Raw genomic sequence first — 26,328 nt, forward strand, 5'->3', positions numbered from 1 at the left:
GAGATTTGCTTGATTTTGAGGTGCTTAAATTACTATGCAAAAATGCGATTTTATGATAATATTATAGTAATAGGTCAATTTTATTGACGATAGTTTGAGGTAGAAGTATGGGTTTTTTCAGTTTTTTTAAGCTTAGAGCAAAGAAGCAGGCAGTGGATGACGCAGCTATTCACAAGCACCAAAAAGCCAAGCTTGGACTTGTTTTGGGAGGAGGTGCTACCAGAGGGTTTGCTCATATTGGCGTAATAAAGGCATTTGAAGAATGGGGAATAGATGTGGACTTTATTGCCGCTACGAGTGCCGGCAGCATTGTTGGGGCACTTTATGCTGCAGGGCTTGGATATGAGGAAATATACGCCAGAGCCAAAACTCTTAGGAAGAAGGACATAGTATCCAAAAAATTATTTTTGCTGCCTTCAAAAACTACGGGACTTGAAAATGTTATGAAAGATACCATAGGAGACCTGTCGTTTAGTGAGCTTAAAAAACCGCTTGCTGTGGTAGCAGTGGACCTTGTCAGTGGCGAAGAAGTTGTTATAACGAAAGGAAAGGTGTGCAAAGCTGTTGCGGGCAGCTGTTCGGTTCCGGGCTTTTTTGTGCCTACTGAGTTTGAAGAAATGCACCTTGCTGACGGAAGCCTGCAAAACAATATTCCCGCAGATGTGGCCAGAAGTTTTGGTTGCAATTATGTTATTGCGGTTGACGTGAACTCAACAAGAGGCTCCGGCACCGAATCGCTTAAAATGACCGATGTGCTCAGCAGTGCGCTGGGGATTTTGATGAAGAGTAACTCTGTGAAAGGTTATATGCACAGCGACATAATGCTGCAGCCCAACATGAAGCGGTTCAGTTCGCAGAAGATAGAAGGGCTGGAAGACATGATAGAAGAAGGTTATAGTGCCGCAATAGAGCGTATGGACGAAATTGAAGCGCTTATTTCAGGCAAGCCCAAAGCCAAAAATCAGAAGGAAAAAAGTTTCAGTAGCATATATAAGGCGCGCATAATTTAAAAACTCAAACTAAGGAGAAAATTATGGCAAACAACAGCAATAATAATAAAAAAAATGCTCCAAAGAAAAGCATTAATATAAAAACAACGAAAGGGGGCATTAAAATAACAACGGGCAGCAGTTCTAAAACAACAAAGAGTGCCAATACAAAAGCAAATACAAAGACAACAACCAAATCGTCCGCCGGCAGTTCCTCTAGTGCCGCTAAGCTTTCGGGCATTAAGTTCAGCGTGCCAAGAATAATTGTATTTTGTGTGATTGCGGTGCTTTGCGGAGTAAGCTTTGTATTCAGCGCACCCCTTGAGCGTCTGATAAATTTTAATTTAAACAACATAAATTATGACATGGCAGCAGCTAGTGATGCTTCTTTACGTGTGCATTATATCGATATAGGGCAAGGTGATTGTACGGTTATAGAACTGCCGGATGATAAGGTTATGATGATAGACTGCGGACTTGAGCTTAGCAACCGCAGTAAAAACGCTACCAAAACAATGAATTATCTTGATGAAATTGTCTTTGCAAACAGAGCGGTTGCCAGAATTGATTATTTTATTATTACTCATCCTGATTTTGACCATATTGCTGCAGCCGAACAGGTGCTTGACAAGTATGATATAGGCATAGTTTATAGGCCGCATGTTTATTATTATAAGGCCGGTGACGCGGGGAGCGAAATTTTTGACAGCTCTTTGTATGGAAGCGATGACACATTGACATGGAAAGGCACCGTAAGAGCAATAAATGATAATGCAGAAAGTGTAGAATTTAACAGCAAGGATTTAGGCACAGCTATATCGTATGATGACTCCAATGATGCAAAGGATTATACTTTCACTTTTTATGGTCCTGTTTCTCAAAAATACAGTGACAAAAATGATTATTCTCCTGTGATGGTTCTAAACAACAACGGCAAAACTTTTATGTTTACGGGAGACGCTTCAAAGGCTATTGAACAAGCGGCTGTAAATTATGTAAACGAACTCGGAGGGCCGCAGATAAGTGAACTTGATATTGACGTTTTACATTTAGGTCACCACGGCAGCGACACTTCATCTTCAGCGGAGTTTTTGAGCGTGACCACACCTATATATGCCATTATTAGTGTAGGTGCCAACAACACTTATGGACATCCAAACAATAAGGTAATAAATAGAGTGAACGATATTGGTGCCACAATTTTACGCACCGATATCAGCGGCAGTATTGTCGGTTTTGTGTCAGCTTCAGGTACAATAGAATTTGTCTTGGGCTCCTTTGACCCAAACCTGTATCACATTAAGTGGAGCTATATTGCGATAAGTATAATAGTGGTTTCAGCGGTGGTGTGCTTCATTCCTAAAAAGAGCATAAGCAAAAAACAATAAATAATTCTAATTTACGGATACCTATCAGGTTATCCGTTTTTTATGTTCTGATAAGATGAGGTGAGGTGAACCTCGCCGGCTATAAGTACGTTTTTTGCAACCCGCCGAGCGCCGCAAAAAAAGTAAAGTATTTTTTAAGGTAACTTTATTTTTGTGCAAAAGCACAATATGTAGTAGATATATTAAATATGTTGACACAATATATTGTGTTATGTTAGGATTTTAGGAATATCAAAAATCGTGGAGGATTCGTATGATAAAACAAGTTTTGAAAAGAGACGGCACAACACAAGAGTACAACAAAAAGAAAATCGCGGACGCTATATTTAAAGCGGCGGTTGCATGTGACGGGCAGGATAGGGATAAAGCTGAGGATTTGGCTGCTCAGGTTGAGCAGATTTTAAACTCTACATATTCGGGCAAGACACCAACCGTTGAACAGGTTCAGGACGTTGTAGAAAAGGTGCTCATTGAAAACAGACATGCAAGGGTTGCAAAGGCCTATATTCTATACCGTGAAAAGCGCACCATGGCACGTGAGTCAAACGCTTTGATAGGTGCTACTATAGGGCTGTTTTCAAATTACCTTAACAACGACGATTGGGTCATCAAAGAAAACGCCAATCAGGGATATAGCATAGGGGGTCTCAACAACTACGTCAGAGAAGCTTTCACCAAAAACTATTGGCTCAATGAGGTCTATCCCGTTGAGGTGCGCGAAGCGCATACAAGCGGTATTATACACCTTCATGACCTCGGGTTTTTCGGACCTTATTGTGCGGGCTGGGATTTACGGCAGCTTTTGACCGACGGCTTTGGAGGAGTTCCCAGAAAGGTAACCAGCAAGCCAGCCAAGCACCTGCGCTCGTTTTTGGGTCAGATAGTTAATGCAACCTTTACTTTGCAGGGCGAGGCTGCTGGAGCACAGGCATGGAGTAACTTTGACACATATTGTGCACCCTTTATAAGATTTGATAACATGACATATAAGCAGGTTAAGCAGTGCTTGCAGGAGTTTATTTTTAACATTAATGTGCCTACCAGAGTAGGCTTTCAGTGTCCGTTCAGCAATGTTACGCTCAACATTACTTGCCCCAAAACCTTGAAAGACCAGCCGGTTGTTATCGGCGGCAATATGATGGATACCAACTACGGTGATTATCAAGTTGAAATGGATATATTCAACAAGGCCTTTTGTGAGGTTATTTTAGAAGGCGATAGTAGCGGCAGGGTATTTACTTTCCCCATTCCTACAATCAATGTTACGAAAGACTTTGATTGGAACAGTGAGGTAGTGAACTCTATTATGGATATTACCTGTAAGTATGGTATTCCGTATTTTGCAAACTACGTAAACTCTGACCTGAGCCCCGACGATGCGGTTTCAATGTGCTGCAGGCTGCGTCTTGATGTAAGCGAACTGCGAAAACGCGGCGGAGGATTGTTTGGTTCAAACCCGCTTACAGGCTCAATAGGAGTTGTTACGCTCAACCTTCCCAGAATCGGTTATCTTGCCGACAGTGAAGAAGAATATTTTGCGCTTGTTGACAAATATTGTGATGTTGCAAAAAGCTCGCTTGAAATTAAGCGAAAAATTGTTGAAAAGCAGACCCGCAACGGGCTGTATCCTTACTCTAAGTTCTATTTGAGGGGAGTAAAGGAGAGAACCGGCAACTATTGGAGCAACCACTTTAACACTATAGGTATTGTTGGTATGAACGAAAGTCTGCTTAACTTTATGGGCAAAGACATAACCACTGAAGAAGGACAGGCGTTTGCGGTAAAGGTTATGGAGCACATGAGAGACAAAATGAAGGAATATCAGAAGCAGACGGGTAACCAGTATAACTTGGAAGCAACACCTGCCGAAGGCGTAGCTCCGAGATTTGCTAAGATTGACAAAAAGAGATTCCCTGAAATAATTACCGCAGGCAAGGAAGAGGTGTGCTATACCAACTCCACTCAAGTGCCGGTAGGGTTCAGCAACGATATATTCAAGGTTATAAAGCTTCAGGATACCCTTCAGTCGCTGTATACCGGAGGAACGGTTTTGCACCTTTATCTTGGAGAAAAGATAGAGGACAAAGAGACCGCCAAAAAGCTTTTGCAAAAGATTTTTTTACAGACCAAAATGCCATATATATCAATTACGCCTACATTCAGTGTGTGCGAAGAGCACGGGTATATTGCGGGCGAGCACTTTGAATGTCCTAAGTGTGGCAGAGAGGCTGAGGTCTGGAGCAGGGTTGTAGGGTATCTTCGCCCTGTTCAGGATTATAACGAAAGCAAATTTGACGAATATATGACAAGGCAGAAGTTTAGAATCAATGAGGATGACGCTTAGGAGAAAAAATGAGGATAGCGGGTTTTGTTAGAAATTCACTGATAGACTATCCGCACCATATTGCGTGCGTTGTGTTTACACCGGGATGTAATATGGGCTGTCAGTATTGCCATAATAAGCATTTAAATGTTCAGAACATAAATATAGCCGAGCAGGAGGTCTTTGACTATCTGACGCAAAACAGAGGGTTTTTAGAGGGTATTGTAATAAGCGGCGGTGAGCCTACGCTTCAAAAAGACCTAGGTGAGTTTATAAAAAAAGTTAAGGCTCTGGGGTTTAAGGTTAAGCTAGACACCAACGGCACCAATATTAAAGCGGTAAAAAAACTTATGGACCAAAACCTGCTGGATTTTGTGGCAATGGATATCAAGGCTCCGTTTGAAAAATATAAAGAGGTTACTTATACAGACGACGATATGCAATCTATTGTTGCGCTTAAAGACTTTCTTTTAAATGGCTCGGTTGACTATGAATTTAGAACGACATTTATAAATACGCTGACGATAGAAGATATAATTACAATAGCAAAAAGTATATCAGGCGCCAAAACCTTTGCTATTCAAAAATACAGGCCCAATCTTGCCGGCGAAACTACACACGATGATAGTGAGCAGAACGAGGCGGCAAGGGCAGCCGGACAGTTTGTCGGGACTGTTATAAACCGCGGACTGTAGCAAAAAAGGGGTAAAGCTTCCCCTTTTTTAGTTGGCAGAACGCTTAAAAAGTGTTATTATTAATACGTTTACAAACTGATTATTGAGGTTGTGGAATATATAAATAATTAATGTATATAGTATTGTCAGGATTGTGTGTTTAAAAGGAGATTTAGGTTGAAGGCGAATATTGCACTTGTGTGTGCTTTAGAGGATTTTAATAAGGAAGTGGGCGGCAAGCTTGCCGGAAAATTGGATTTTTATTTTATGGATGTGGAGGATTATCTGCAATTTAATATGATTGACCCTGAAGAAGTTATTGAAAAGTGTGGAGTTGATTATTTAAATGAGCTGCGGGCCAAGACTATAACTGAGGTTGCAGCTTATTATGATACGGTTATTTCGGTGAACCTGGACCTTGCTATGCAGGATGAGCATCTTAAATGTCTTAAAAACAGGTGTTTTATGGTTTATCTGGCGGTGGGGGAAGCGGCTCTTAGAAAACTTGCTACAAAAGAAAAGGATGAAAAAAAGAAGCTGGAAATAGAGACGGGACTACTTGCATTTGGAGCGAGAGATTTGCGTGCAAAAAAGGACTGTGATGTGGTTATTGATGCCGGTAAAATGGATATAAAAAGTATGCTTAAAAAGATTGAAAAAGAAGTGGGAAAAAAGCTAATTGCTGCAAACTGACAAACAAAAACAAAGGAGTAATAAATGGAATTTATTATTATAGGCATTGTTGCAGGTTTGGCGCTTTTAGCATTGGCAATTTTTCTGTTTTTAAGAAATAAAAAGAAGGATGAAAAAAAGCCAAAGGAAGTAGAGGTTAAGGAACAGAATATTGCAGCTCTGGCGGCTTTCGTTCAGGCTCAAAAAGAGCAGCAGGAAGAAGAGCTAAGGTTGAAGGACTTAAAAAAAGCTGAGATGAAAACTAAGCTTGAAACCTTTAAGCAAACCAAGGAACAGCTGAAAGGCAAACTAAGAAATCAGATTGACCAGAAAGAATGGAAACCCCTTGAAGCTATTTTAAAGAGTGCCGACAAGGGCGGAGTGGGAATATACATAATTTATAACGAAACAAAAAACAAATATTATGTAGGTCAAGCCAAACAGCTGCTTAAAAGAGTAAGAGACCACTTTGCGGTTGAAGAGATAGCCAAGGACTTTATGTCGGGTGATAAAATGCAGGTTAAGTTTTTGACAGCAAACGAGCTTGACTCTGATTATAGACTCGACCATATAGAAAAAACGGGTATAGAAATTTTTGATGCAGAAACGAGCGGATATAATAAAACAGCGGGCAACTTATAATGTTTTTAAGTTTTGAAATCAATAGGAGGATATATGGAGAAAAAGTGTGCCGATTTTTTGAGGGTAAACTCGCTTAATATGATTTTAAATGCCCGGTCAGGTCACCCCGGAGTGTGTCTTGGGGCAGCGGATATTATTTTCTCAATTTTTAAAAACGCGCAATTTAATCCCAAAGACCCTTATGACGGCAGAGATCGTATTGTATTTTCGGCGGGACACGCCAGCGCAATTATATATTCAGTGCTTAAGCTTTTTGGATATAACTATAGCTTTGACGACCTGAAAAATTTCAGACAGCTTGGCAGCAAGACCACGGGGCACCCTGAGCGTGATATAAAAGACGGCATTGAAATCACCACCGGCCCACTCGGGCAGGGGGTTGCTAACGCTGTGGGCTTGGCTCTAACCGAGCGGCATTTGGCTTCAAAATATAACAAAGCAGGTCTGGATATATTTAATAACTACACCTATTGTTTTTTAGGTGACGGCTGTCTTATGGAGGGCGTAGCACTTGAAGCGATTTCGCTTGCCGGAAACCTTAGACTTAACAAACTTATTATGTTGTATGACCAAAACAACAAAACTATTGACGGCAAGCTTAACATAACCAACACCGAGGACACTAAAAAGAAGTTTGAAGCATGCGGCTTTTCTGTTTTTGAGTTGCCTCACTTAAGCAAGGTGTCAGATATAGACCGAATGATTTTAGAAGCCAAAAAGAGTGACAAGCCAAGTGTTATTATAATAGAAACATATATCGGTTTTGGTAGTGAACTTGAAGACAATGAAAAATCTCACGGCACGCCGTTTACGGCGGGGCAGGTAGATTTTGTAAAGAGTAGACTTGGTTATAACGAGCCAGATTTTACGTTGCCTAAAGATGTTGAAAAATATGTTGAAAACCTGATGAGACCCAAACTGAAAGAGTATGAGGTCTGGCAGAAAAAACTTGAAAGGTATAAAAAAGAGTATCCCGATGAGTATAAAGCCCTTAACACAAAGGAAGTTGATTTAAGCGGACTTATTGATAAGGAAATAACATCAAAGGCTTATTCGACAAGGGACTTTAGCGGAATTGCGCTTGACAGAATTGACAAAGTTGTGCCCAACTTAATCGGAGGCTGTGCCGATCTTGTGGCCTCTACCAAAGCGCAGATTAAAGCAGGAGGGTTTATTGCGCCCGAAGCTTATGGTAGACAAAACATACATTTTGGCATAAGAGAACACGCCATGGGGGCAGTTTGCAACGGCATATGCGCATATGGCCATATGAATGTGTTTTGTTCTACCTTTTTTGTGTTTGAAAATTATATGACCCCGGCCATTCGTATGGCAGCACTGATGAAACTTCCGGTGATTTATTTGTTTTCTCACGATAGCATAGCAGTGGGTGAGGACGGCCCTACGCATCAGCCAATTGAGCAGATTGCAACGCTTCGTGCTATGCCCAATATGTTTTTGTTTAGGCCATGTAATTTTGAGGAGCTGCTATACGCTTTTGAATTTGCATTGAATGAAAAAAGCCCCGCTGCGATTTTGACCTCCCGTCAGATATTGGAGCTTATAAACAGCAATTATGCTGATGTCAAAAAGGGTGGGTATATAATTTCGCAGGCCCAGAACCCTAAAGTAACCTTGGCTGCCACGGGCAGTGAGGTGGGTCTTGCGCTTAAAATACAAGAAAAATTGAAAGAGATAAAAGTATCCGCTCAAGTTGTAAGTTTGCCTTGCCTTGAAATTTTTGATATGCAAACCGAAGAGTATAAGAAAAAGATACTTTGCGGCAAGGTATTTACACTTGAAGCCGGCAGCGACAACATATGGTATAAATATACTTCGCCGGCTAGAGTGATAAAGCTCAGCGATTTTGGCAAAAGCGGCAGTGCCGAAGATGTGGCACGTGTTATGGGATTTAGTTTAGATGAAGTTTTTGCCAAAATTAAAAATAATCTTTAAATTATAGTTTTTGGTTTATTTTTCTTAGGTTTTATGATATACTATTAAAGTATTCTTTATAAATTGGGAGGATTTTATGAGTAAGAAACTTAGCGGAACGCTGCTTGGTATTTTGACAGGACTTGCGGGCATAGCTCTTTATGTAGTGCTTTATGCTTTTGTGGGGCTTATTCCGGGTATTGCTATGATTTTGGTTGCTTTTGGTTTTTATGGAGTTTATATGAAACTCAATCCGACAGACAATTCGTGGTATCCTGTAATTATAGCAAGTATACTTACAATTGTAGGTGCAGTGTCAGGCATGTTTTTGGGCCTAGTTATAATTGCTGCTCAATATGATGTTATACTTGGCGAGGTTCTCCATGTGCCGGAGGTTCAGAGCGCACTTACCTCCGACTTGATATTCACATTAGTATTTGCGTTTGTGGCTGTGGGGCTGGTGATATTAACAAAAGTTAAAGCCTCAAAAACCGCACAAGGTTCAGCAACGTTTCAGCAGGGGGCGGCTCAGCCTGAAATCGCACAGCCCGAAGTTGCTAAGACTGAGACAAGGTCGCAGCCCGAAGAAGGCGAGGCGTACAGTGCAAGTGCTGAAGCTGCCAAAGAAAAACCGACAAACCAAGATTAAAAAACTTAAATATAAAATAAACTTCCGAGTCTTTTTGTGGATAACCCGACTTGAAAAAGTTGGGTTATTTTTTGTGTGATACCTCCGCAATAAAATCAAAAACCACAGGCACGAAGCCTGTGGTTTTGAGAAGTAAGGAATTATATTTGCCTTACTGAGGTTATTATGTGCTGCATCAAAAATATTATGCAAAAAAATTTTTCCAAAATTTGGGATTATTTTTCCATCCCAAATAGTTTGCAATAAAAAATGTCAGTATTGGGTATTTGGAACGGGGGTTAATCCTGATATTAATTTAGATTTTTAATTAAATTATGGTTAAATACTTGATTGTTTTTAGATTTTTATGTTATACTAAACAACATAGGAGAAAAAATTATCATGGAAAAAACAAAAAATTTAAAAGTAAAATTAGTGGCTTCAATTGTAAGTATAATGGCATGCTTATTAATCGTTGTAGTTTCGGTGTTTGCCGCCGCAACACAAAATGTTACAGTTTCGGACTCAATTACCATAACAACTGCGGGTCAGGCAAGGGTAGATGTAACAGTCTCGGCAAAACATGGGCAGGCTGATGGAGTTTTGCTAGGTGACACAGGTGCAGATTATACCAAAATAGAAGCTGCAGGTTATACCGAATTAGCTCATCTTGCGTATGACAACACTACCGGTAGTGCAACGGGAAGTGGGCTTACTCCGGTATTTTCGCTAGCACATCAGTACACATATTATGCTTATAAAATAGACTTAGTGAATCATGGAACAACAAGTGCGGATTATGCAATTGCTATTAACAATCTTGCATTAGGTAGCCAGCTTGAGTATGTTTATGCAGATGACACTGCAATAGGAACTTCCTCTCTACTTGGAGGAACACTTGCTGCAACAAACGGTACGGCACAAGTATATGTGGTTATAAGACTTAATACTGCGCTTGCTAGTTTGGTAGATGTGGCAACGGACCCATTTACATTGACAGTAAATATATCGTTAGCTTAAAAAGTATAAACCTATAAATCATAAACCACAAATAGGTTTGTGGTTTATTTGTTTAAGAGGTATACAGAGTTAAATTTAGTTGATAAAATGTTGTTGCGTTTAAATTTGTGAGCAACAAAAGGAAGGAGATGGAGACAAAGGTTCCCAATAAAAAAGTGCGGAAAGAACCGATAATTGTTGAAAATAAAGAGGCTATTGAACAAGGAATTACTATAGATTTAAAGGCTAGAAAAAATAAAATTTGGCAATGGCTTTATTTTGCTATCAATATTCTTACTTGGATTATAATTGTATTTATTTTATCTGCGGCGCTATCAATGTATATTTCTAACAAAAAGACGGGTCTGCCTGCTGTTTTTGGTCTCGTTATTGTGCAAATTGCATCAGGAAGTATGGTTGATGCTGGTTTTGAAGTGGGTTCTCATGCGCTTATTCGGCAGGTTTCTTTTGATAGTTTAGAAGTTGGCGATTATATTGCATTCAGATATTTTGTAACAGCAGGTGCATCTGCGCCGGGGGATGTTTCGCCTACACATAAACCTCTTCAGGAGGCCCCAAGGGGTACAAAAATTATTTTTCACGAGATTAAGGAGATTATAACAGATGTTAATGGGCAGCGTTGGTTTATAACTAAGGGCACAAACAACGCGGCAGAGGACCCCTTTCCGATATACGAGAATTATGTTATTGGCCGCCATGTAGACATAAGCAGAACAGCCGAGAATTTCCTTAGTTTTATCTTCTCTCCTATTGGCACAATGGTGGTGGTAACCCTTCCGGCTACATTGATTATGGGATTTGATATTTACACAGTTATAATTGTTGGTGTAGAGTTAAGAGAAAATAAGCGTAAGAAGAAATCTGATGAACGTGAAAAAATCTAGCCGATTTAATATGGTTGGTTTGGATATTTGGTAGTAAAAATTATAAAATCTGTAGGGAGATTATTGTGAAACACTTATTTAAACTATCAATACTTGTTTTAATAGTTGCTTTTGGAATGGCTTGTTATGCCTCTGTTTCTGTTTTTGCTGCCGGAAGTCAAAATGTACAAATTTCAGATACAATAACCATAGAGGAAACTCGTGTAGATTATAATATAGACTATTATACTGAGAGTCTTAATGGTACTTATGAGGTCACTTCAACCGTTACAGGTTCTGGGCGAGTGGGAGAGACCATTACTGCTTCTACAAATTTAATGCAGGGTTTTACATTAAATTTATCGCATTCAAGCAGCCTTATTTCAAAAACATTAGTTTTTAATGATAATAATGAATTAAGAGTGTATTATAATCGTAATTCATATATCGCTACATATCAGGATCCTCATGGTATTGGCAATAATACTGTAACCTACAAGTATGACGAAGATGTAGATTTACCGGACTTGCTGCATTCAGGATATACCTTTGATGCTTGGTTTTATAATGGTAATGCTGTTTCGTCTCTTAGCATGCCGGCGGAGAATATTATATTAGATTCCAGTTGGATAGTTAATCAATATACAATAACGTATGAAGGTTTGAATGGTGTAAGTAATACCAACCCAACCAAATACACCGTATTAAGTAGCACTATAACATTTGTTGATCCCGGCGATAGAAACGGCTACCTTTTTGACGGATGGTTTGATGCGGCAATCGGTGGAAATTTAATAACGGTTTTAACTACGGGGAGTTTTGGAGATTTGATTCTGTATGCTCAATGGCAAGAAGATGTGCCGGTTATTAATATATCAGGCACCAAATTTAACAGATATTTTGTGCAAGAAGATTATTATACGGGTTTAAATGCAGCCTTAGCTAATAACATGGCGGGGATTCTGGTGGGGGTAGATAGCACTAGAAATATATTTAGCGGTGTTACAGCAGCTGATAATAAAGGCAATAATCTGACAGGCAGTATTACTTACACCTCTTCACCCGCCTTCGACCCAACTGTTGCGGGCACCTATGAGATTACTTTCAATGTAAGCAATTACGGCATTCTGGCCGAGCCCGTTACTTTCAAAATAATAGTCTGGAATTTTGTGAAAATGATGAGCGGCAGATATCACACTTTAGCATTAACCAGTGACGGAACTGTTTATTCTTGGGGATATAATATTGATGGTCAACAGGGGGACGGAACAACAACTCGTGTTTTAACACCTAAAGTTGTAGGCGGAGCGCTTAGTGGCAAGAAAATTGTTGACATTGCTACGAGCTATTCGGATGGTTCATATGCACTGACCGATGAAGGTTTAATATATGTATGGGGTCTTGGCGGCAATTATCAACTTGGCAATGGTTCAACTTCAAGACAAACTTCACCGGTGCTGGCTACTATGCCAACCTTGGAAGCAAATGAAAAGTTTATTACTATATCTGCAGGTTATTATAGTGCAGGTGCTGTAACCAACCAAGGAAGGGTTTATGTTTGGGGTGACAAATCTAATCATAGACTGGGGTTGGGTTCAAATAGTGGAACTCAAAATACACCTACTCTTTTAACCGGACTTAATGGCATTAATATTAAACAATTAAATTTGGGTCGCTTTAGCGGTGCCGCTGTAACTAATGATGGTGCTGTTTATGTGTGGGGAGATGGTAGTTATGGTGGTTTAGGATTGGGTAATACTACAAACCAATCAACACCGGTGCTTTTAGATAGTTTATCAAACATAAAACAGATAGCCGTAGGCTACTATTATATGGTGGCAATAGATAATAGCGGTCAGGTTTATACTTGGGGAAATGGTGACGCTGGCAGACTGGGAACTATTGGCGGCAGTACATCAAATAAAACAACACCGCAAGCAATAGGTATTACAAATGGTGCATATGTAGAGACTATTTACCATTCTACAACCGTGCTAACCACAGATGGTAAAGTGTATATGTTTGGTAATAATGACTATGGTAAACATGGTTCGGGCAATTCTACTAATCATACTGAACCTTATCAAGTACGATTACCGCCAATAAATTCTCCTACATATATAACTGATGCAACGTATACATCAATTGCCCTAGATACTGCGTTTGTACTAGTTAGAGGGACACTAGTTTATGGTTCAGGATGGAACGGTGACGGTCAGATAGGTTCAGGTAATACTACTACAACAAATTTATTTACCTCATGGGCATTCACTCCGCCCGTTTCGAGTAGGGTAGTTGTAGTCTAATATGTAATTAAAATATAACTAGATATAAGTAAAGATAAGTAAAACCCAGCATATGACTTATGGTCATATGCTGGGTTTTAGTATCAATAAAGGATAATAAGCTGTGTTATTCTTCACTTACTGAACGCTTATTACTGAGGTTATATGTAATAATTTTAGACAATTGATATTTTGATTATTTTCATTTGAAATTGCGGCACACTTCTTGATTTTGCAAGATTGTGTTAAATATAGAAGGCAGAGATAACAAAAAAACTCACTACCCAAAAAATAGTGAGTGAATTTGAAGAACTTTCACAGTTCTATTTTGAACCTAATGGAGCACCAAATGGGTTAATATCCGCACCCCTAGTTAGAAAACATTATATAGCAATAGCCATAAAATTGCAAACAAAAGCCGAGAGTTAATGATTTTTGAACCATTCCAACATATACTTTTTTGTTAATTCCGTAACTTCTTCTTCGGAAAGATAATCTAATACCGTAACCGCACCATAACGGTTAAAGTATTTATTGAAGTCTCTGAAACAATCCGAGATACTTTTCTCACCGATTTTTTCTTTTACTCCCTTTACGGCACGCAATACACCTCTGGCAATAGTTTTGTTCATACTGTAAGCTGTATCCGTAAAATCTTTGCAAAACTCTTGTGCGGTAAACAAAACTTCGGTTAAGTGAAACGGATTTGTATTTTTACATTCTTCATCGTAACTTATATACCCGCACCACCATAAGCGTGAAATTGCATTATAATAAATTAAAGATTGTCTTCCTCTTGTCGCAAAAAACCTTTCTTCAAAATTTATCTCTCCGTAATCCTTTTGCCATCTTGCTAAAATATAGGCGGGATAAACCATATGTGCAACTGCGGTCCACATTAAATAATTACTTGCTTGCTGGGGCGAAATCTTGTCTTTTAAGGCACTGTACAGAATTTTTACATTTGTCAAATCCTGTGAGCACTTATCGGCATCGGATAATTTTCCGTTTTCCGTAAGAAGTGTAGGGAAATTTACATAAACCGATGAAGTTTTATAAAATTCCTGTATATCGACTTCCATAAAATATTTTTTTAACCAGTCATCGTTTTTAATATACCTATCTTTATTTTCCTTTATGTTTTCTTTTAAGTTAGAATATGCACTGTTGGTAAAGTACGGTATGTTCATTAGTCAATACCTCCTATTCTTGATTCTTCCGTTACATTTGACCATTCTTTCATTTTTAAAGATAAGTCTTGTATAGAATCCTTTATAACATTTCCAAGAAGTTCGTTCGCCAACTTGACAGACGAGGGGATATTATTATCTTCCAAGTCAATCTCAAGTTTTTTTAAATTGGCAAGAATGGAATCTGCCCAAACTGTTCCCTTATAAGAGGTTCTATCGGTATCTTCATCGGTTACCGTTAATTCATACTTTAATAAATCTATAGCTTCAATTATTGCGGGAAGCATTAAAGCATTTTGTAAAAATCGCTTGATACCGAGCTTAGCAAATCTGCTGCGAATAGTATGATATTCGGTGTATTCGGCTTCGGGTAAACGAATATGTATCAATCCGTCCGAATCATCGTCTGTACTATTTGAAAATTTTATTTCAGTCTTAGAGATTTCTTTTACTAAGTCAATTATTATAATTGATGATATCTGCTTTTCCAGCTCTGATTCCAACGGAATGAAAATTCCAGGAACATCTGCCAGAATATCGCTCTTTTTAATCTTAAAAGCTTTTTCGTGGAAATAGGCGTTGTTATGTTCTTTTAAAAGAAAATTATCAATATTTGTTTTAGCAACAATATAAGCCGAAACTTCAATATTCCCAGACAATTCTTTTTTGTTTATGCTTACGATTATTTCTTGCTTTTGTCCGAAAATATATGCTTTTCTAAATAATGTTGCTCCGCTGATTACTCTCAAAACCACTTCGGCTTTACCGTCTTTAATCAATTCCTCTAAACCTACACACGACAATTCATATTTTACACCGATTTCAATATTTCCAGTGTTGTCTGTACAATCTGTTATTGCGATAGAAAAACCGCAATCAACATAATCTTTTAAATATTCGTTTAACACAGGATGCGGAAATTCAATAGCATTTCTAGCCATTTTCAACCTCCTTTGTAATTATTGTTTCAATTGCCAACGATTCCTTTGTGTCAAACTCAATAAACACTTCGTTAAGTGTGTTGGCTTTCAAAGTTATAGGACCTATTTTATTAGCTTTGACAATTGTCTTATTCTTGTTGTATGTATAGGCAAGAATAACAAGAGGCTCTTGTCGTAAATCATCTCGTGCAGCTTGGCAACGAATATAAATATTTTCATAATCCGTAGATGAGCTTATAATAGCTTTGTAAAGATTCTCTCTAATTTGATAAATTCGATGGTCGGTCAAATCGGGCGTCGTAATTTTCAATTTACTATCCCCAAGTGTTACGCCCTTTGTTGTACCTGTTCCCGGAGTTACCACTTTCAAACGCTTTTTTCGGTGTCTATGTCGCTTCTTGCCGTCTTTTACTGCCGACTCATTATTCTTTACGCCCTGAGCACTGTTTGATTTTTGCAATGAGCTGCATATAAAAATTCGTCCGTTTTTATCTCTCGGGTGGTCTTTAATTTTTAAATCAGAGTTAAATTCGTCATCGCCGTTTATCCTATTGGTAGATACATCGGCGGCGTTTGGTAAATATTCACCTATATCTCCGTCCAGACTCTCGGATATTGTTATCCTATTGTATTCATCAATAATAGTTTGAATTTCTTTCTTTATATTATCAAGAGCTTTCTTGCACTGCAAGCTTCGCTCCTTATCTTTGATTCGTTTATAATCCCATTGATTATGTCTTTGCGGTTCCGAATCCCTTAATAATTTACTGAGTCCGTTGTTCTTTGATTTATTTACTTCAACAACAATAAAACAACGCAATAAACTCCTTATTAATATTGCGTCTATCCTCATTCCCGTTTCACGATAATGAACTTTATAATTTGAAAACTTATCATCAAATTTAATGTATACGGTTACATCATTTTCTTCTAAAATTTTTATTGTTCTTTTTTCGGTTGGAGCAGTCAGTGTCATATACGCTTCACGGGCAAAGACAACTTCGGCATCTGTTTTATATTTTTCCGTTAACATATTTTCTATCGTATTATTTGAAATCTCAGATACTGGTTTTCCGTTATCAATAATACGAACTTTCAGTTTATTTTTAATAAAAGCCAAAGTAAAATTGTTTAGAAGTGCTTTTACAAATTTATCTTTCCAATCATTCTCTTCGTCTATCTTAAAACCGACTACAATTATATCCGTTCCTATTTTTTCACGCGGAAACAAATCACGAAAATCACACTTATCGTCTGGGAAAATCGGATGCCACTCTTTCTTGTCATCACTGATATATAAGTATTTTCCTATCCCTTGCGTTGGATTTCTTTGTTCATCATATAATGTCGCAGCCCGTGCAACACCTTGAAATGCTTTTCCTCCGTCTTCCGCATATGTATTGTAAAAAACCATACTGAGAGATGAATAGGCGAAAGGTGCGTTTTTCCCGATACCGAAACTTCCTCCGCCGTTGTCTCCTTTATCAACCGAAATTCCGTCCATATTAGCAAGACCTTCCCAAACAGACTTTTCATCCTGTGATTTTACACCGATTAAGCCTTTTGTATTAAAATCACGCATTATCATAAAAGGGATAGTAGTCTGACTTAGTGAAACTTTAACTCTTGCTAAAAAATCTCTGAGATTTTTGTCATCGGTACGGTCTTTCCAAAATTCTTCACATCCTTTTATCCTGTCCTCAAACTCTTTAAACAAAGCATATTTACTTTTTTCCACATTCAATAATTCAAATTCAACGATTACCGGCTCATCGGTATGTTCGTTTTTGGCATCCAAAGAGTTTTGACATATTTCTCTAACCAAATTATCTGTAAGTTCCCTTCCTTCAAACACAGTTATTCCAGCATTTGTATATCCTTGCTTGTTTCCCGTTCCCAGCAAAGGGAAATTCCAACAAATTTTTCCTCCCATATTGTCTCCTTTATCTTAAACTAAATTTTTCTTCTCCCGTTTCCGAGCCCAAAAATCTGTTTTTTGTATTTCGTAATTCTCTTTCAAGAACAATAAATATTTTCTTAACATCTTCATCGGTATAATCGTAGTTTGTTTTTACCGAACAATTACCTAACAGTCTAAGCATTTCCAAAATTTTATTTGTTCTTCCTTCGGCTATTCGTATGAAACGGTCTTTTTTTGTTTCTTTTTCTTTCATAGTATCACTCCTTTTATATTGGGAGTATATCATATAATTTATATATTGTCAATATATTTTTAATATGTATAAGATATACATCATCATATTATAAAAATAAAAGCACAGACAATTTTACTCTGTGCAATATATATCTAAAATACTTTTCATATATTTAGCCAATGTTTCAATAACAGGTATTGTAACGGCATTTCCGAAAACTTTATATTTGGCTGCATCTTTTATTCCATCCGGAAAGGCGAACATATCCTTATCGTTTGTTATAAATGCATAATTGATAAATCCTTGAAGTTTTCCCCATTCTTCCGGAGTCATTACTCGGATATGTTTACTGTTCAAAGGTGTGTGTTTACCTTGAATTATTTTCCCCGCAACTCCTTTTTTTTCATCGTATATTAAGTTTCTTTCTTTTCCGGAGCCACCTGTGGCGAGAAGGGTATTTGCAATCGGTCTCTCAATTTCTTTTGAATTTACAATTCTATAACCATATCCGTTTCCGTTTAATTTTTGTCTTGCTTTATGTTTTTCCAATGTTTCTAAATAGCCGGAAGACATAAAATACCTATCCTTAACATCGGTATACAAAACATCTGTTAGGCTGTTATAAACAGTGAACTCGGATTTTAACGGTAATTCAAAGTTTGAATTACCGAAGTTTTTGGCTATATCGTTTCTAAAACCCATAAGATAAATTCGTGGACGGTTTTGAGGAACACCAAAGTTTTTAGAATTCCGCACAAGTGTTTTCGCAGAGTATACCATTTTTTTATTCTCGGTTTCCGATACTCCTATAATTTTGTATTTTAAATCTTTTGTAAGAGTATTTAATATATGTGCAATGGTATTACCGTCATCGTGTGTAAGTAAATGGTCAACATTTTCCAAGAGAAAAGCTTTTGGCTTGGTATCTCTAATGATTTCTTCAATATGATGAAAAATAATGCCTCTTTCTTCATCTTCAAACCCTTTTTGTTTACCGGCACGACTAAATGCCTGACAAGGGAACCCAGCTAACAGAATGTCATAATCAATTTTTTTAACTTTATCTTTAAACTCGGTTTTCGTTATATCGTTGTAAGGGTCATCCCCAAATAAGTGCTTATAAATTTTGCAAGCCGTTAAATCATTTTCGGCAGACAGAACATTTACAAAATTTCCGGCTAATTCATATCCTCGCCTCATACCGCCGATTCCGGCACACAAATCAATGGTTTTATAAGTCATTCTCAACCTCCTTAAAGGCAGCTTCTATTTTATCTACGCAACTTGCCACATTTTTCTTTATCTCGTATCCCCAAAATCTTATTACCGTCCAGCCGTCTTTCTTCAATAAATCATTTACTTCTTGGTCTCTTTGAATTGTTCTCTCTATTTTCGGAATCCAAAAATCTTGATTTGACTTGATTTCAAGTTTTTTGTTCTCCCAATCATACCCGTGCCAAAATTCACTATCGCAAAACACCGCAATTTTCTTCCCTTTAAAAACAATATCCGGCTTACCTGTAACATCCGTCGCATTCTTTCTGTATCTTATATTTCTTTTTCTCAGTTCCGTACGCAGAAGCAGTTCTATTTCGGAATCTTTATTTTTAACCATTCGCATATTTTTACTGATTTGTTCGGGTGTTTTTTTCATCTGTCTGTTTCCTTTTTAATTACCTAATACACCAAACAGCATAAAGCGGAACGCTCTTAATGTTGTTTTCAAAGCCGAAGTTTTTTGTTGAAACCCTTATTGAATATACAGGTTTAAACTGTTCTACAAACTTTGTAAGACTTCGTGAGCGAGTATTCTCCGCAGATTTGCATTCAAGTGGAATAAAATCACTTTTTAATTGTAAAATGAAATCAACTTCTGCAATGCCGGAAGATTCCCAATAATAAAGGTTATGTTCATTTGCCGTTAACTCTTGTGCTAAGTAATTTTCTGTTATAGCACCCTTAACTTCGCCTGCCAAGTTGATGTCTGTTAATATCATTTCCGGTGTGGCGGTTAATTTTGAAGACAAAAGCCCAACATCACTTAAAAATACTTTAAAACTAAAATTATCTTTATATGCTTCCAATGGGAGTTTCATTGCATTTTTTACAGGAACTAAATAACTAAACAACGCAATACCGGCTTTTTGCAGCCAAAGAACAGAATCTTCGTAATCTTTTGCTCTTGCTCCGCTTTTAACAATTGCGTATTGAAATTTTTGATTTTCTTTTAAAAGTTGTGAAGGCAAACTGTTATAAACCGCTTGGTGGCGGTTCGCTTCAATTCTACTTGAATACTTAACCATATCCGTTGTGTAGTCGCTATATATTTTAATTTGTTTGCTTTTAACTAAATCAAAATCTTTTCTGTCTATATATTCCAAAACACTTGCTGGCATACCGCCGACAACTAAGTAGGTTTTAAATAATTCTAATGCCTTACTGTGTAAGGCTTCATTCATCGGGGTGAAATTAGTGTAATGATTTTTTATTTCATCGGCAAGTTTATCAAAACCTATTGCCCATAAAAACTCTTGAAAGTTCATAGGAAACATTTTCAAATGGTCAACTTTCCCGACGGGATATGAAAAAGTCTTTCCGCTCTTATTATCTTGTCTGTTTAGTGCTACGCCAAGTAAACTTCCAGCACAAATGATATGATATTCTGGTTCGTTTTCGCAAAAATATTTTAAACTTGTAATTGCTCTTGGACAATCTTGAATTTCATCAAAAATAATTAGAGTTGAATCCTTACTTATAGTTTTGCCCGAAGTAGCAATCAACTCCCTTAATATTCTTAAAGCGTCCAAATCGCCTTCAAATATATTTTGTAATTTATCGTTTCCTTCAAAATTGAAATAAACATAATTGGTATAGTGCTCTCTGCCAAATTCTATCATAGAATGTGTTTTACCGATTTGTCTTGCACCGTCCAATATAAGCGGCTTTCTGTTCTTCTCATTTTTCCAATTTTGTAGTTTTGTTTCAATTAAGCGTTTCATTTTAATACTCCTCTTTGATAGAAACATTATATCACATAAATAATTAAAGTCAAACATAAAATACACTTTTGTCAACATAAAAATGTAATTTTATGTCGTTTGTCAAAAAGGCATATCATCATCAAGTTCTTTTGGGTCGGTTATGGGAATTAATTTAGGAGGCAAGGGTTTTTGTTGCGTTGGTTTTGGCTGTTCGTGCTTTTGTGGCTTTAATTGATTGCCTATATCAAAATATCGTCTGCCATAGGTTTCGTAAAATAGTAGGTCATATGCTCGGCTTATGTTAGAAATCATATGTATTCGTTTTGGCTTTTTCTTAATTAAATCGTGCCAAGTTATTTGCCCATTAAGTAAGTCCATAAGGTCAATATAAAGTTCGGCGTTCTCGTCAATTTTTTCCTCGCTTGTTAAATCATCAATAGTGCTTATTCGCTCGCTTATAGGGTATAGATATTTATCCTGTTTTTTGGCATTTGGTGTATCGTGTATCAAATAATCAAATGCGGCTTGTGGGTCATAACTGGGTTTAGGGAATATAATGCCCATATCGTCCGTTGAAAATCTCTTAAACCAAGAGCCCCTTTGCGTTCTTTGAAATTGAATTAAAAAGTGATAATGAGGTTTTTTAAGTTCCTCACTATTTTCTTGTTTGTCTTTATCGTGTAAGATGTAGGCATATGCTTTAATCTCACTTGAAGATATTATTTCATCAAGTTGTTCCCTATGATAACAAACGCCTGTGGTATAAATGTGGCAAGAAGAAAGACGGCAAAGGTGAATGTGAGAAAACCCAAATCACAAAACAGGTCCTTGAAGATTTAGTAATTAAAATAATTGTTGAAAAAGTTTTAATACCCAAAACAATAAATCAAATTGCGAAAGACATAGTGGCGAAGAACAACGAATTAAACGATCATACCAAACTTGATAATTTAGAACGAGAATTAAAAGCGGTTGCGAGTAAACTTGATAATCTAATTGAAATGGTTGCAAGCGGAATTAAAAGCGACACCACGAAAGATAAGATTTTAGAATACGAAAGCAGAAAAGCAGAACTACAATTTGAAATTGCCGAAGAAAAGTTAAATATCCCAATAACCCTAACCGAAGATATGATTTTATTTTGGCTTGAAAGTTTTGTCAGTGGCGACATAAACGACCCCGATTTTAGAGAACGACTTATAGATTGCTTTGTTTGTAAAATTATTCTCTACAACGACAAAATCATAATCGTATTTAACATTAAAGGCAGAGATAACAAAAAAACTCACTATTGAAGAGATAGTGAGCGAATTTGATGGAATTGACCATTCCGATTTTGAACAACATGGAGCGGGTGAAGGGAATCGGACCCTCGCAACCAGCTTGGAAGGCTGGGGCTCTACCACTGAGCTACACCCGCAGAATTATAAGGTTTAAATAAAAATTAAGCGTGTCAATACTATACCATAAGTTTGCTGAACTGTCAACAAAAAACGGTCTAAAGTTATTGACAATGGGCCAATGTTGTGTTACAGTATTATCACACACAATGGGGTATAGCCAAGTGGTAAGGCACAAGACTTTGACTCTTGCATTCGTAGGTTCAAATCCTGCTACCCCAGCCATTGAAAATTTGTCCGATAAAGAATTTGGGTAGCATTAATAAGGCATATATACTTTCTTCTCTTTATTTAGAATTGTAAATACAAACAAAATGAAAAAATCGGCATATGCCGTTTTTTCATTTGATTTTACCGTCTTTAAGGGTAAAGATATTGTCAAAAACCTCATAGGAGTTAAGCTTGTGAGCGATGACGAGAATAGTTTTTGATTTTTTTAGCTTGGCAAGTACTTGAAAGAAAAGGGTTTGGTTTTCTTTATCTAGCGCTGAGGTTGGTTCGTCAAAAAGAATGACAGGGGTATCCTTTAAAATAGTTCTTGCGATTGCAATACGCTGCTTTTGTCCGCCGCTTAAATTGGCTCCGTTTTCACAAAGTTGGGTGTTATAGCCTTCAGAAAAGCCTAAAATCTCATCATGAATGTTTGCGCTATTACAAGCTTTAACAACTTCATCACGGCTGGCCGAAGGTTTAACAATTCTTATATTTTCTTCAACTGTTGCATTAAAGATAAACGGTTCCTGATTTATGATGCAGAGGGCTGAGCGGAAGCTTTGTTCGTCAAATGAGTTTATATCAAGGCCATTAAAAAAGATTTTTCCATCCTTGGTATCTAAAAGTTTTGAGAGCAAACCAAAAAGTGTGCTTTTGCCACTTCCGCTTGAACCTACAAATACCGAGCAGGAATTGGGAGCAATTTTAAACGAGATATTATTCAGAACCAATTGGTCGCCATAACCGAATGAAAGGTTTTTAACTGTTATGCCCGCAGGAAGAAGGGATATGGCTTCAGAACCAAATTGTTCGGCGTCTTTAGTGTTTATTACCTCTAAAATTCTTCCGGCTTGATAGTCGCCCTGCACATAATATGATTTAATTTTTGAAAAGAAACCTACAGTGTCATACATGAGGCTTTTGTAGTTTAGAATAATAAGCAAAACAACAACGGTGATTTGTCCGGTAGGGAACAGCCAAAAAGCGCAGAGAAGAACAAGGCAGGCGTCAATAGTCCACTGCAAAAAGGTCTTGACGCGGCTTAAGAACTCAAAGGTGTGAACACGGGCAACATTTTGCTTAGCCAAACGAGAGTGGATTGTATTATTGACACTAATTACTTCACTTTTTAGACCCAGGCCTTTTACATCTTTGATTCCGCGAATAAGTTCGTTAAATTTGGAATTTGACTGTTCGGTGGTTTTTTTGACGCCTTGCAGGTGCTTAAGGTCCTTTTTGACTTTTATGGCATCAACGACAAAGAGCAGAGAAGCACCAACAGTGAAAAACAGGCCACACTGCCAATTGAGAAAATAGATAAGCAACAGAAAGCTGCAATTTGTGAGAACATCCACCATGGTGCTGGCAACATTGGTTAGAAACGAGCTCACCTCGTTGGTGTCGTCGTTCAGGCGCTCAATATAGTATCCGCTCGGATTTTCTTTTATGGTTTGAAACTTTGTGCCTAGTGTTTTGGATATGAGATTTCGGCGTATATCGTTGGCTACATAGTTTGATAGCACCGCTCCAAAGCGGCTCCACAAAAACCAGCAAATGTGGTGAATAAGCACAGCGGCCATAATCAAAATGGTAAACTTAACCATTTGGTTTATATTTTGATTTGTTATGCCGACCAGCTGCTCACTCATAAAATAAGCTATCACCATGCCGAGCGAGCTTGCAATCACGGCAACAATAAGCAGTGAGATGGTAAGAGGCATATATTTTTTGAAATACGGCTTCATTTGCCGTAAATTTTTGTAACGTTTAAAAAACATAAAAATTCTCCTTTGATTTGTATTTTGCCTTTTAAAAAATGGCAACAAAAAACACGGAAGAAGCCCTCCGTGTTTAAATACAAAAACAAAAGGAGAACATTCTTCTATTCAGCGGCAGTTGCCTTTATCTTGTTTGCTAAAATATTTGGACACATAGTAATACACTCCTTTAATGATAACAGTATAATATAAAGTTCTGACAAAGTCAAGAGGGGGAAAAGGCTTTTAAGTACCATGCAATTGAGAAGGTGCAAAGGTGTTTGTCGGGGCGGGGGTGTCGTTTTGAACAAGTTCAGTTATATATTCATTACGGGAGATATTAAAGTCTTCTATTTGGGTTTTTAACGGAAGTGAGTTGTATGTGGATGTAAAGTATTCTCTGTAGCTTGGAGCAGGGTGGCCCATCATTTGTTCAACAATTTCAGGGGTAGGAGATAACGGGTTGCTTGAAATAATCTGTCCAAAACGGATACCTTCAAAAAGCAGTCCTTTTATGTCTTGTGGCACATCTTGCATGGCATCAAGGATGGTTCTGATATTTGCAGAGATATTATTTGGTGCGGGTGCAGTTTCTTTGTTGTTTTTTTGTGTTGTGTCGCTGATTGTGTATAAACTTTTATATAAATTGTTATATGCATAGGGGGCATCCGATTCGTTAATAAAACCGCTAAGTCTTTTTGCGGCATCTTTTATTTCAAGGGTTTTTATGATTACAGGTAATATGTATGTATGATTGTTGTCATAGGCTTCTATTTTAATTTTGTATATCACAGTCTTTCTCCTTACAGATTTTTATATCCGTATTATATCACATATCACAAGCATTGTAAATGGGGGACTCAAATCTGCGCTTTCAGGTTGCAAACGTGGAAACACTTGCATATATGATAATATGTATAACCGAACGAAAGCCATAGAATATGCTCTTAAATGGGCAGATGGCCGTAACAGCATATATTCTGATTTCACCAAAATGGGCGGAGACTGCACCAATTTTGTGAGTCAGGCACTTCATGCCGGAGGTATTGAGATGGATTTTACTCCTCTGGGTTGGTATTATGTAAACCTGAACTCAAGGGCTCCGGCATGGTCGGGAGTAAATGAGTTTTATAATTTTGCCACAGAAAACACTTCGCTTAGGGGTGTAAGGGCAAAAGAGGTTGATATAAACCAAATTGAAGAGGGTGACGTTGTGCAGCTGGGTGACGGCACAAGGTTTTATCATTCACTGTTTGTGACTAATATTGCTGATAATACCTTTGACGGCATCTTTATAACCGCCCATGATTTTGACAGTAAAAACAGGCGACTTAGCACCTATGTTTTTGAAACTGCCAGATTTTTGCATATTCTCAATTGATTATTTCTGCTTTTTATGTGCTCAAAAATTAAATTGCTTTCATTGTCGCCTTATTATAAAACTCAATAAAAAAACCAACACTTAAGTTTATGTGTCGGCTTTTAATTGAGTTTAATATAAAAATTTTTTGATGAAGAGCAAGCGGCGGAGATTTTTTAGTCGGCGGTTTCGTCGAGGTAGGTTGCCTGAATGTCGGCTATGTGAAAGAGTGCGGCAATTGGAAATTTATAAAACGCTGTGCTCATGGCGTAACTGCCGCCTACAACTCTGGTGTCAAAGCCTCCCATGTGCCAATTTATGGCCATGGCTTCTTCACGTGAGAGTTTAATAAAGGCAGAGGCGATATACACCGATTTTTCGCCATGCCCATAAGGAAGGCCGTCGTCAACGGTATAGTAGGGCTGCTGCTCCCACACGCCGTCGATTTTGACGTTTCTCATTTCTTCTTTATAAAAATCGATTTTGCAAATATCATGCAAAAGCGCAATCACGGCAACGCTTTCGTCGCTGACATTTTTTTGATGTTTTTCACCATATTCATCAACAATGAGTTTTTTAAACCGTTTGTACGCATTGAGAGTATGAAAGAGAAGTCCGCCTCTGAAAGCTGAGTGAAATTTTGTGGAGGCGGGTGCCACAAAGAAGTCTGAGTTTTTTATCCACTCCAAAAGTTTGTCGCCGCCTTCGCGTTTTATGTTTTGCTGATAAATCTGCATAAATTCTGCTTCAAGCTTTTCTAAGTCCGGTTTCATTTTATCCCCCTACAAGTGCGCATATGTGCACTTGTTGCATTGCTATAATAATTATACTTTAAAATATGGACAAAAGTCAAACTATTGTGCGCTTTAGGGTTTTAGCCTGTTTTTATCAATTTGACCCCGGATAGCTTT

At 37.7% G+C, this 26,328-nt stretch carries 24 protein-coding genes and 2 tRNA genes; 14 read left to right on the forward strand and 12 right to left on the reverse strand.

The features are described from left to right. The first annotated feature begins 107 nt into the window (after positions 1 to 107). The 11 genes from LBN07_01455 (at position 108) to LBN07_01505 (ending at position 13,440) form a co-directional block, all read left to right on the forward strand. Positions 108 to 1,010, forward strand: a complete 903-nt coding sequence (locus LBN07_01455) for a patatin-like phospholipase family protein (protein MDR0850131.1) — start codon at positions 108 to 110, stop codon at positions 1,008 to 1,010. A 23-nt stretch (positions 1,011 to 1,033) separates the two neighbouring features. Next, positions 1,034 to 2,377 carry an MBL fold metallo-hydrolase gene (locus tag LBN07_01460; protein ID MDR0850132.1) on the forward strand — a complete coding sequence of 448 codons (1,344 nt, stop codon included), beginning with the start codon at positions 1,034 to 1,036 and terminating at the stop codon, positions 2,375 to 2,377. Positions 2,378 to 2,630: 253 nt separating this feature from the next. Beyond that, complete coding sequence (locus tag LBN07_01465; GenBank protein MDR0850133.1) at positions 2,631 to 4,721, forward strand: ribonucleoside triphosphate reductase; 2,091 nt, start codon at positions 2,631 to 2,633, stop codon at positions 4,719 to 4,721. A gap of 8 nt (positions 4,722 to 4,729) precedes the next feature. Further along, on the forward strand, positions 4,730 to 5,395 hold the full coding sequence (locus LBN07_01470; protein ID MDR0850134.1) for an anaerobic ribonucleoside-triphosphate reductase activating protein: 666 nt from the start codon (positions 4,730 to 4,732) through the stop codon (positions 5,393 to 5,395). Positions 5,396 to 5,551: 156 nt separating this feature from the next. Next, a complete protein-coding gene (locus LBN07_01475) occupies positions 5,552 to 6,067 on the forward strand; it encodes a hypothetical protein (GenBank protein MDR0850135.1) in 516 nt (171 codons plus the stop codon). Positions 6,068 to 6,091: 24 nt separating this feature from the next. After that, positions 6,092 to 6,688 (forward strand): GIY-YIG nuclease family protein, encoded by a 597-nt coding sequence (locus LBN07_01480; protein ID MDR0850136.1) that lies wholly within the window; start codon positions 6,092 to 6,094, stop codon positions 6,686 to 6,688. A gap of 33 nt (positions 6,689 to 6,721) precedes the next feature. Next, positions 6,722 to 8,644: a transketolase gene (gene tkt / locus LBN07_01485; protein MDR0850137.1), complete on the forward strand. Its 1,923-nt coding sequence runs from the start codon at positions 6,722 to 6,724 to the stop codon at positions 8,642 to 8,644. 76 nt (positions 8,645 to 8,720) lie between these two features. After that, positions 8,721 to 9,272 (forward strand): hypothetical protein, encoded by a 552-nt coding sequence (locus LBN07_01490; GenBank protein ID MDR0850138.1) that lies wholly within the window; start codon positions 8,721 to 8,723, stop codon positions 9,270 to 9,272. 381 nt (positions 9,273 to 9,653) lie between these two features. Continuing rightward, entirely contained in the window at positions 9,654 to 10,271 is a 618-nt protein-coding gene (locus tag LBN07_01495) for a hypothetical protein (protein MDR0850139.1), read from the forward strand. Positions 10,272 to 10,399: 128 nt separating this feature from the next. Continuing rightward, positions 10,400 to 11,155, forward strand: a complete 756-nt coding sequence (locus LBN07_01500; GenBank protein ID MDR0850140.1) for a hypothetical protein — start codon at positions 10,400 to 10,402, stop codon at positions 11,153 to 11,155. 401 nt (positions 11,156 to 11,556) lie between these two features. After that, positions 11,557 to 13,440, forward strand: coding sequence for an InlB B-repeat-containing protein (locus LBN07_01505; GenBank protein ID MDR0850141.1), 1,884 nt, complete (start codon positions 11,557 to 11,559; stop codon positions 13,438 to 13,440). 404 nt (positions 13,441 to 13,844) lie between these two features. Here LBN07_01505 and LBN07_01510 read toward each other — a convergent pair whose 3' ends face one another. From LBN07_01510 to LBN07_01545, 8 genes are all read right to left on the reverse strand, one after another. Beyond that, positions 13,845 to 14,609 carry a hypothetical protein gene (locus LBN07_01510; protein ID MDR0850142.1) on the reverse strand — a complete coding sequence of 255 codons (765 nt, stop codon included), beginning with the start codon at positions 14,607 to 14,609 and terminating at the stop codon, positions 13,845 to 13,847. Next, positions 14,609 to 15,550, reverse strand: coding sequence for a hypothetical protein (locus LBN07_01515; protein ID MDR0850143.1), 942 nt, complete (start codon positions 15,548 to 15,550; stop codon positions 14,609 to 14,611). The genes LBN07_01510 and LBN07_01515 overlap by 1 nt, the downstream gene beginning before the upstream one ends. After that, entirely contained in the window at positions 15,543 to 17,483 is a 1,941-nt protein-coding gene (locus tag LBN07_01520; GenBank protein MDR0850144.1) for a hypothetical protein, read from the reverse strand. The genes LBN07_01515 and LBN07_01520 overlap by 8 nt, the downstream gene beginning before the upstream one ends. A gap of 10 nt (positions 17,484 to 17,493) precedes the next feature. Then, the gene (locus LBN07_01525) at positions 17,494 to 17,724 is read right to left on the reverse strand and encodes a hypothetical protein (GenBank protein ID MDR0850145.1); all 231 of its coding nucleotides are present in this window, start codon (positions 17,722 to 17,724) and stop codon (positions 17,494 to 17,496) included. A 114-nt stretch (positions 17,725 to 17,838) separates the two neighbouring features. Next, positions 17,839 to 18,948: a DNA (cytosine-5-)-methyltransferase gene (dcm, locus tag LBN07_01530; GenBank protein MDR0850146.1), complete on the reverse strand. Its 1,110-nt coding sequence runs from the start codon at positions 18,946 to 18,948 to the stop codon at positions 17,839 to 17,841. After that, a complete protein-coding gene (locus LBN07_01535; protein ID MDR0850147.1) occupies positions 18,938 to 19,360 on the reverse strand; it encodes a very short patch repair endonuclease in 423 nt (140 codons plus the stop codon). Before LBN07_01535 ends, dcm begins: the two co-directional genes overlap by 11 nt. 19 nt (positions 19,361 to 19,379) lie before the next feature. Further along, positions 19,380 to 20,705, reverse strand: a complete 1,326-nt coding sequence (locus tag LBN07_01540) for an ATP-binding protein (protein MDR0850148.1) — start codon at positions 20,703 to 20,705, stop codon at positions 19,380 to 19,382. 102 nt (positions 20,706 to 20,807) lie between these two features. Then, positions 20,808 to 21,455: a replication protein gene (locus LBN07_01545; protein ID MDR0850149.1), complete on the reverse strand. Its 648-nt coding sequence runs from the start codon at positions 21,453 to 21,455 to the stop codon at positions 20,808 to 20,810. Between LBN07_01545 and LBN07_01550 the strand changes: the two genes are divergently transcribed. Next, complete coding sequence (locus tag LBN07_01550) at positions 21,398 to 21,982, forward strand: hypothetical protein (protein MDR0850150.1); 585 nt, start codon at positions 21,398 to 21,400, stop codon at positions 21,980 to 21,982. The two genes, LBN07_01545 and LBN07_01550, sit on opposite strands and share 58 nt — an antisense overlap. 51 nt (positions 21,983 to 22,033) lie before the next feature. On the opposite strand, the gene LBN07_01555 is transcribed toward LBN07_01550, so the two are convergent. Next, a tRNA-Gly gene (locus tag LBN07_01555) sits at positions 22,034 to 22,107 on the reverse strand. Between the two features lie 130 nt (positions 22,108 to 22,237). Here LBN07_01555 and LBN07_01560 point away from each other — a divergent pair. Further along, positions 22,238 to 22,312, forward strand: a tRNA-Gln gene (locus tag LBN07_01560). A gap of 116 nt (positions 22,313 to 22,428) precedes the next feature. Here LBN07_01560 and LBN07_01565 read toward each other — a convergent pair. Both LBN07_01565 and LBN07_01570 read right to left on the reverse strand, forming a co-directional pair. Then, on the reverse strand, positions 22,429 to 24,078 hold the full coding sequence (locus LBN07_01565) for an ABC transporter ATP-binding protein/permease (protein MDR0850151.1): 1,650 nt from the start codon (positions 24,076 to 24,078) through the stop codon (positions 22,429 to 22,431). Positions 24,079 to 24,303: 225 nt separating this feature from the next. Beyond that, positions 24,304 to 24,849, reverse strand: coding sequence for a hypothetical protein (locus LBN07_01570; GenBank protein ID MDR0850152.1), 546 nt, complete (start codon positions 24,847 to 24,849; stop codon positions 24,304 to 24,306). A 121-nt stretch (positions 24,850 to 24,970) separates the two neighbouring features. Between LBN07_01570 and LBN07_01575 the strand changes: the two genes are divergently transcribed. Then, a complete protein-coding gene (locus tag LBN07_01575) occupies positions 24,971 to 25,438 on the forward strand; it encodes an amidase domain-containing protein (protein ID MDR0850153.1) in 468 nt (155 codons plus the stop codon). Between the two features lie 155 nt (positions 25,439 to 25,593). Here LBN07_01575 and LBN07_01580 read toward each other — a convergent pair whose 3' ends face one another. Further along, positions 25,594 to 26,190 carry a hydrolase gene (locus LBN07_01580; protein MDR0850154.1) on the reverse strand — a complete coding sequence of 199 codons (597 nt, stop codon included), beginning with the start codon at positions 26,188 to 26,190 and terminating at the stop codon, positions 25,594 to 25,596. Positions 26,191 to 26,328: the final 138 nt, after the last annotated feature.

The sequence above is a fragment of the Christensenellaceae bacterium genome (assembly GCA_031260975.1).
In the GTDB taxonomy this organism is placed as follows: Bacteria; Bacillota; Clostridia; order Christensenellales; family UBA1242; genus JAISKJ01.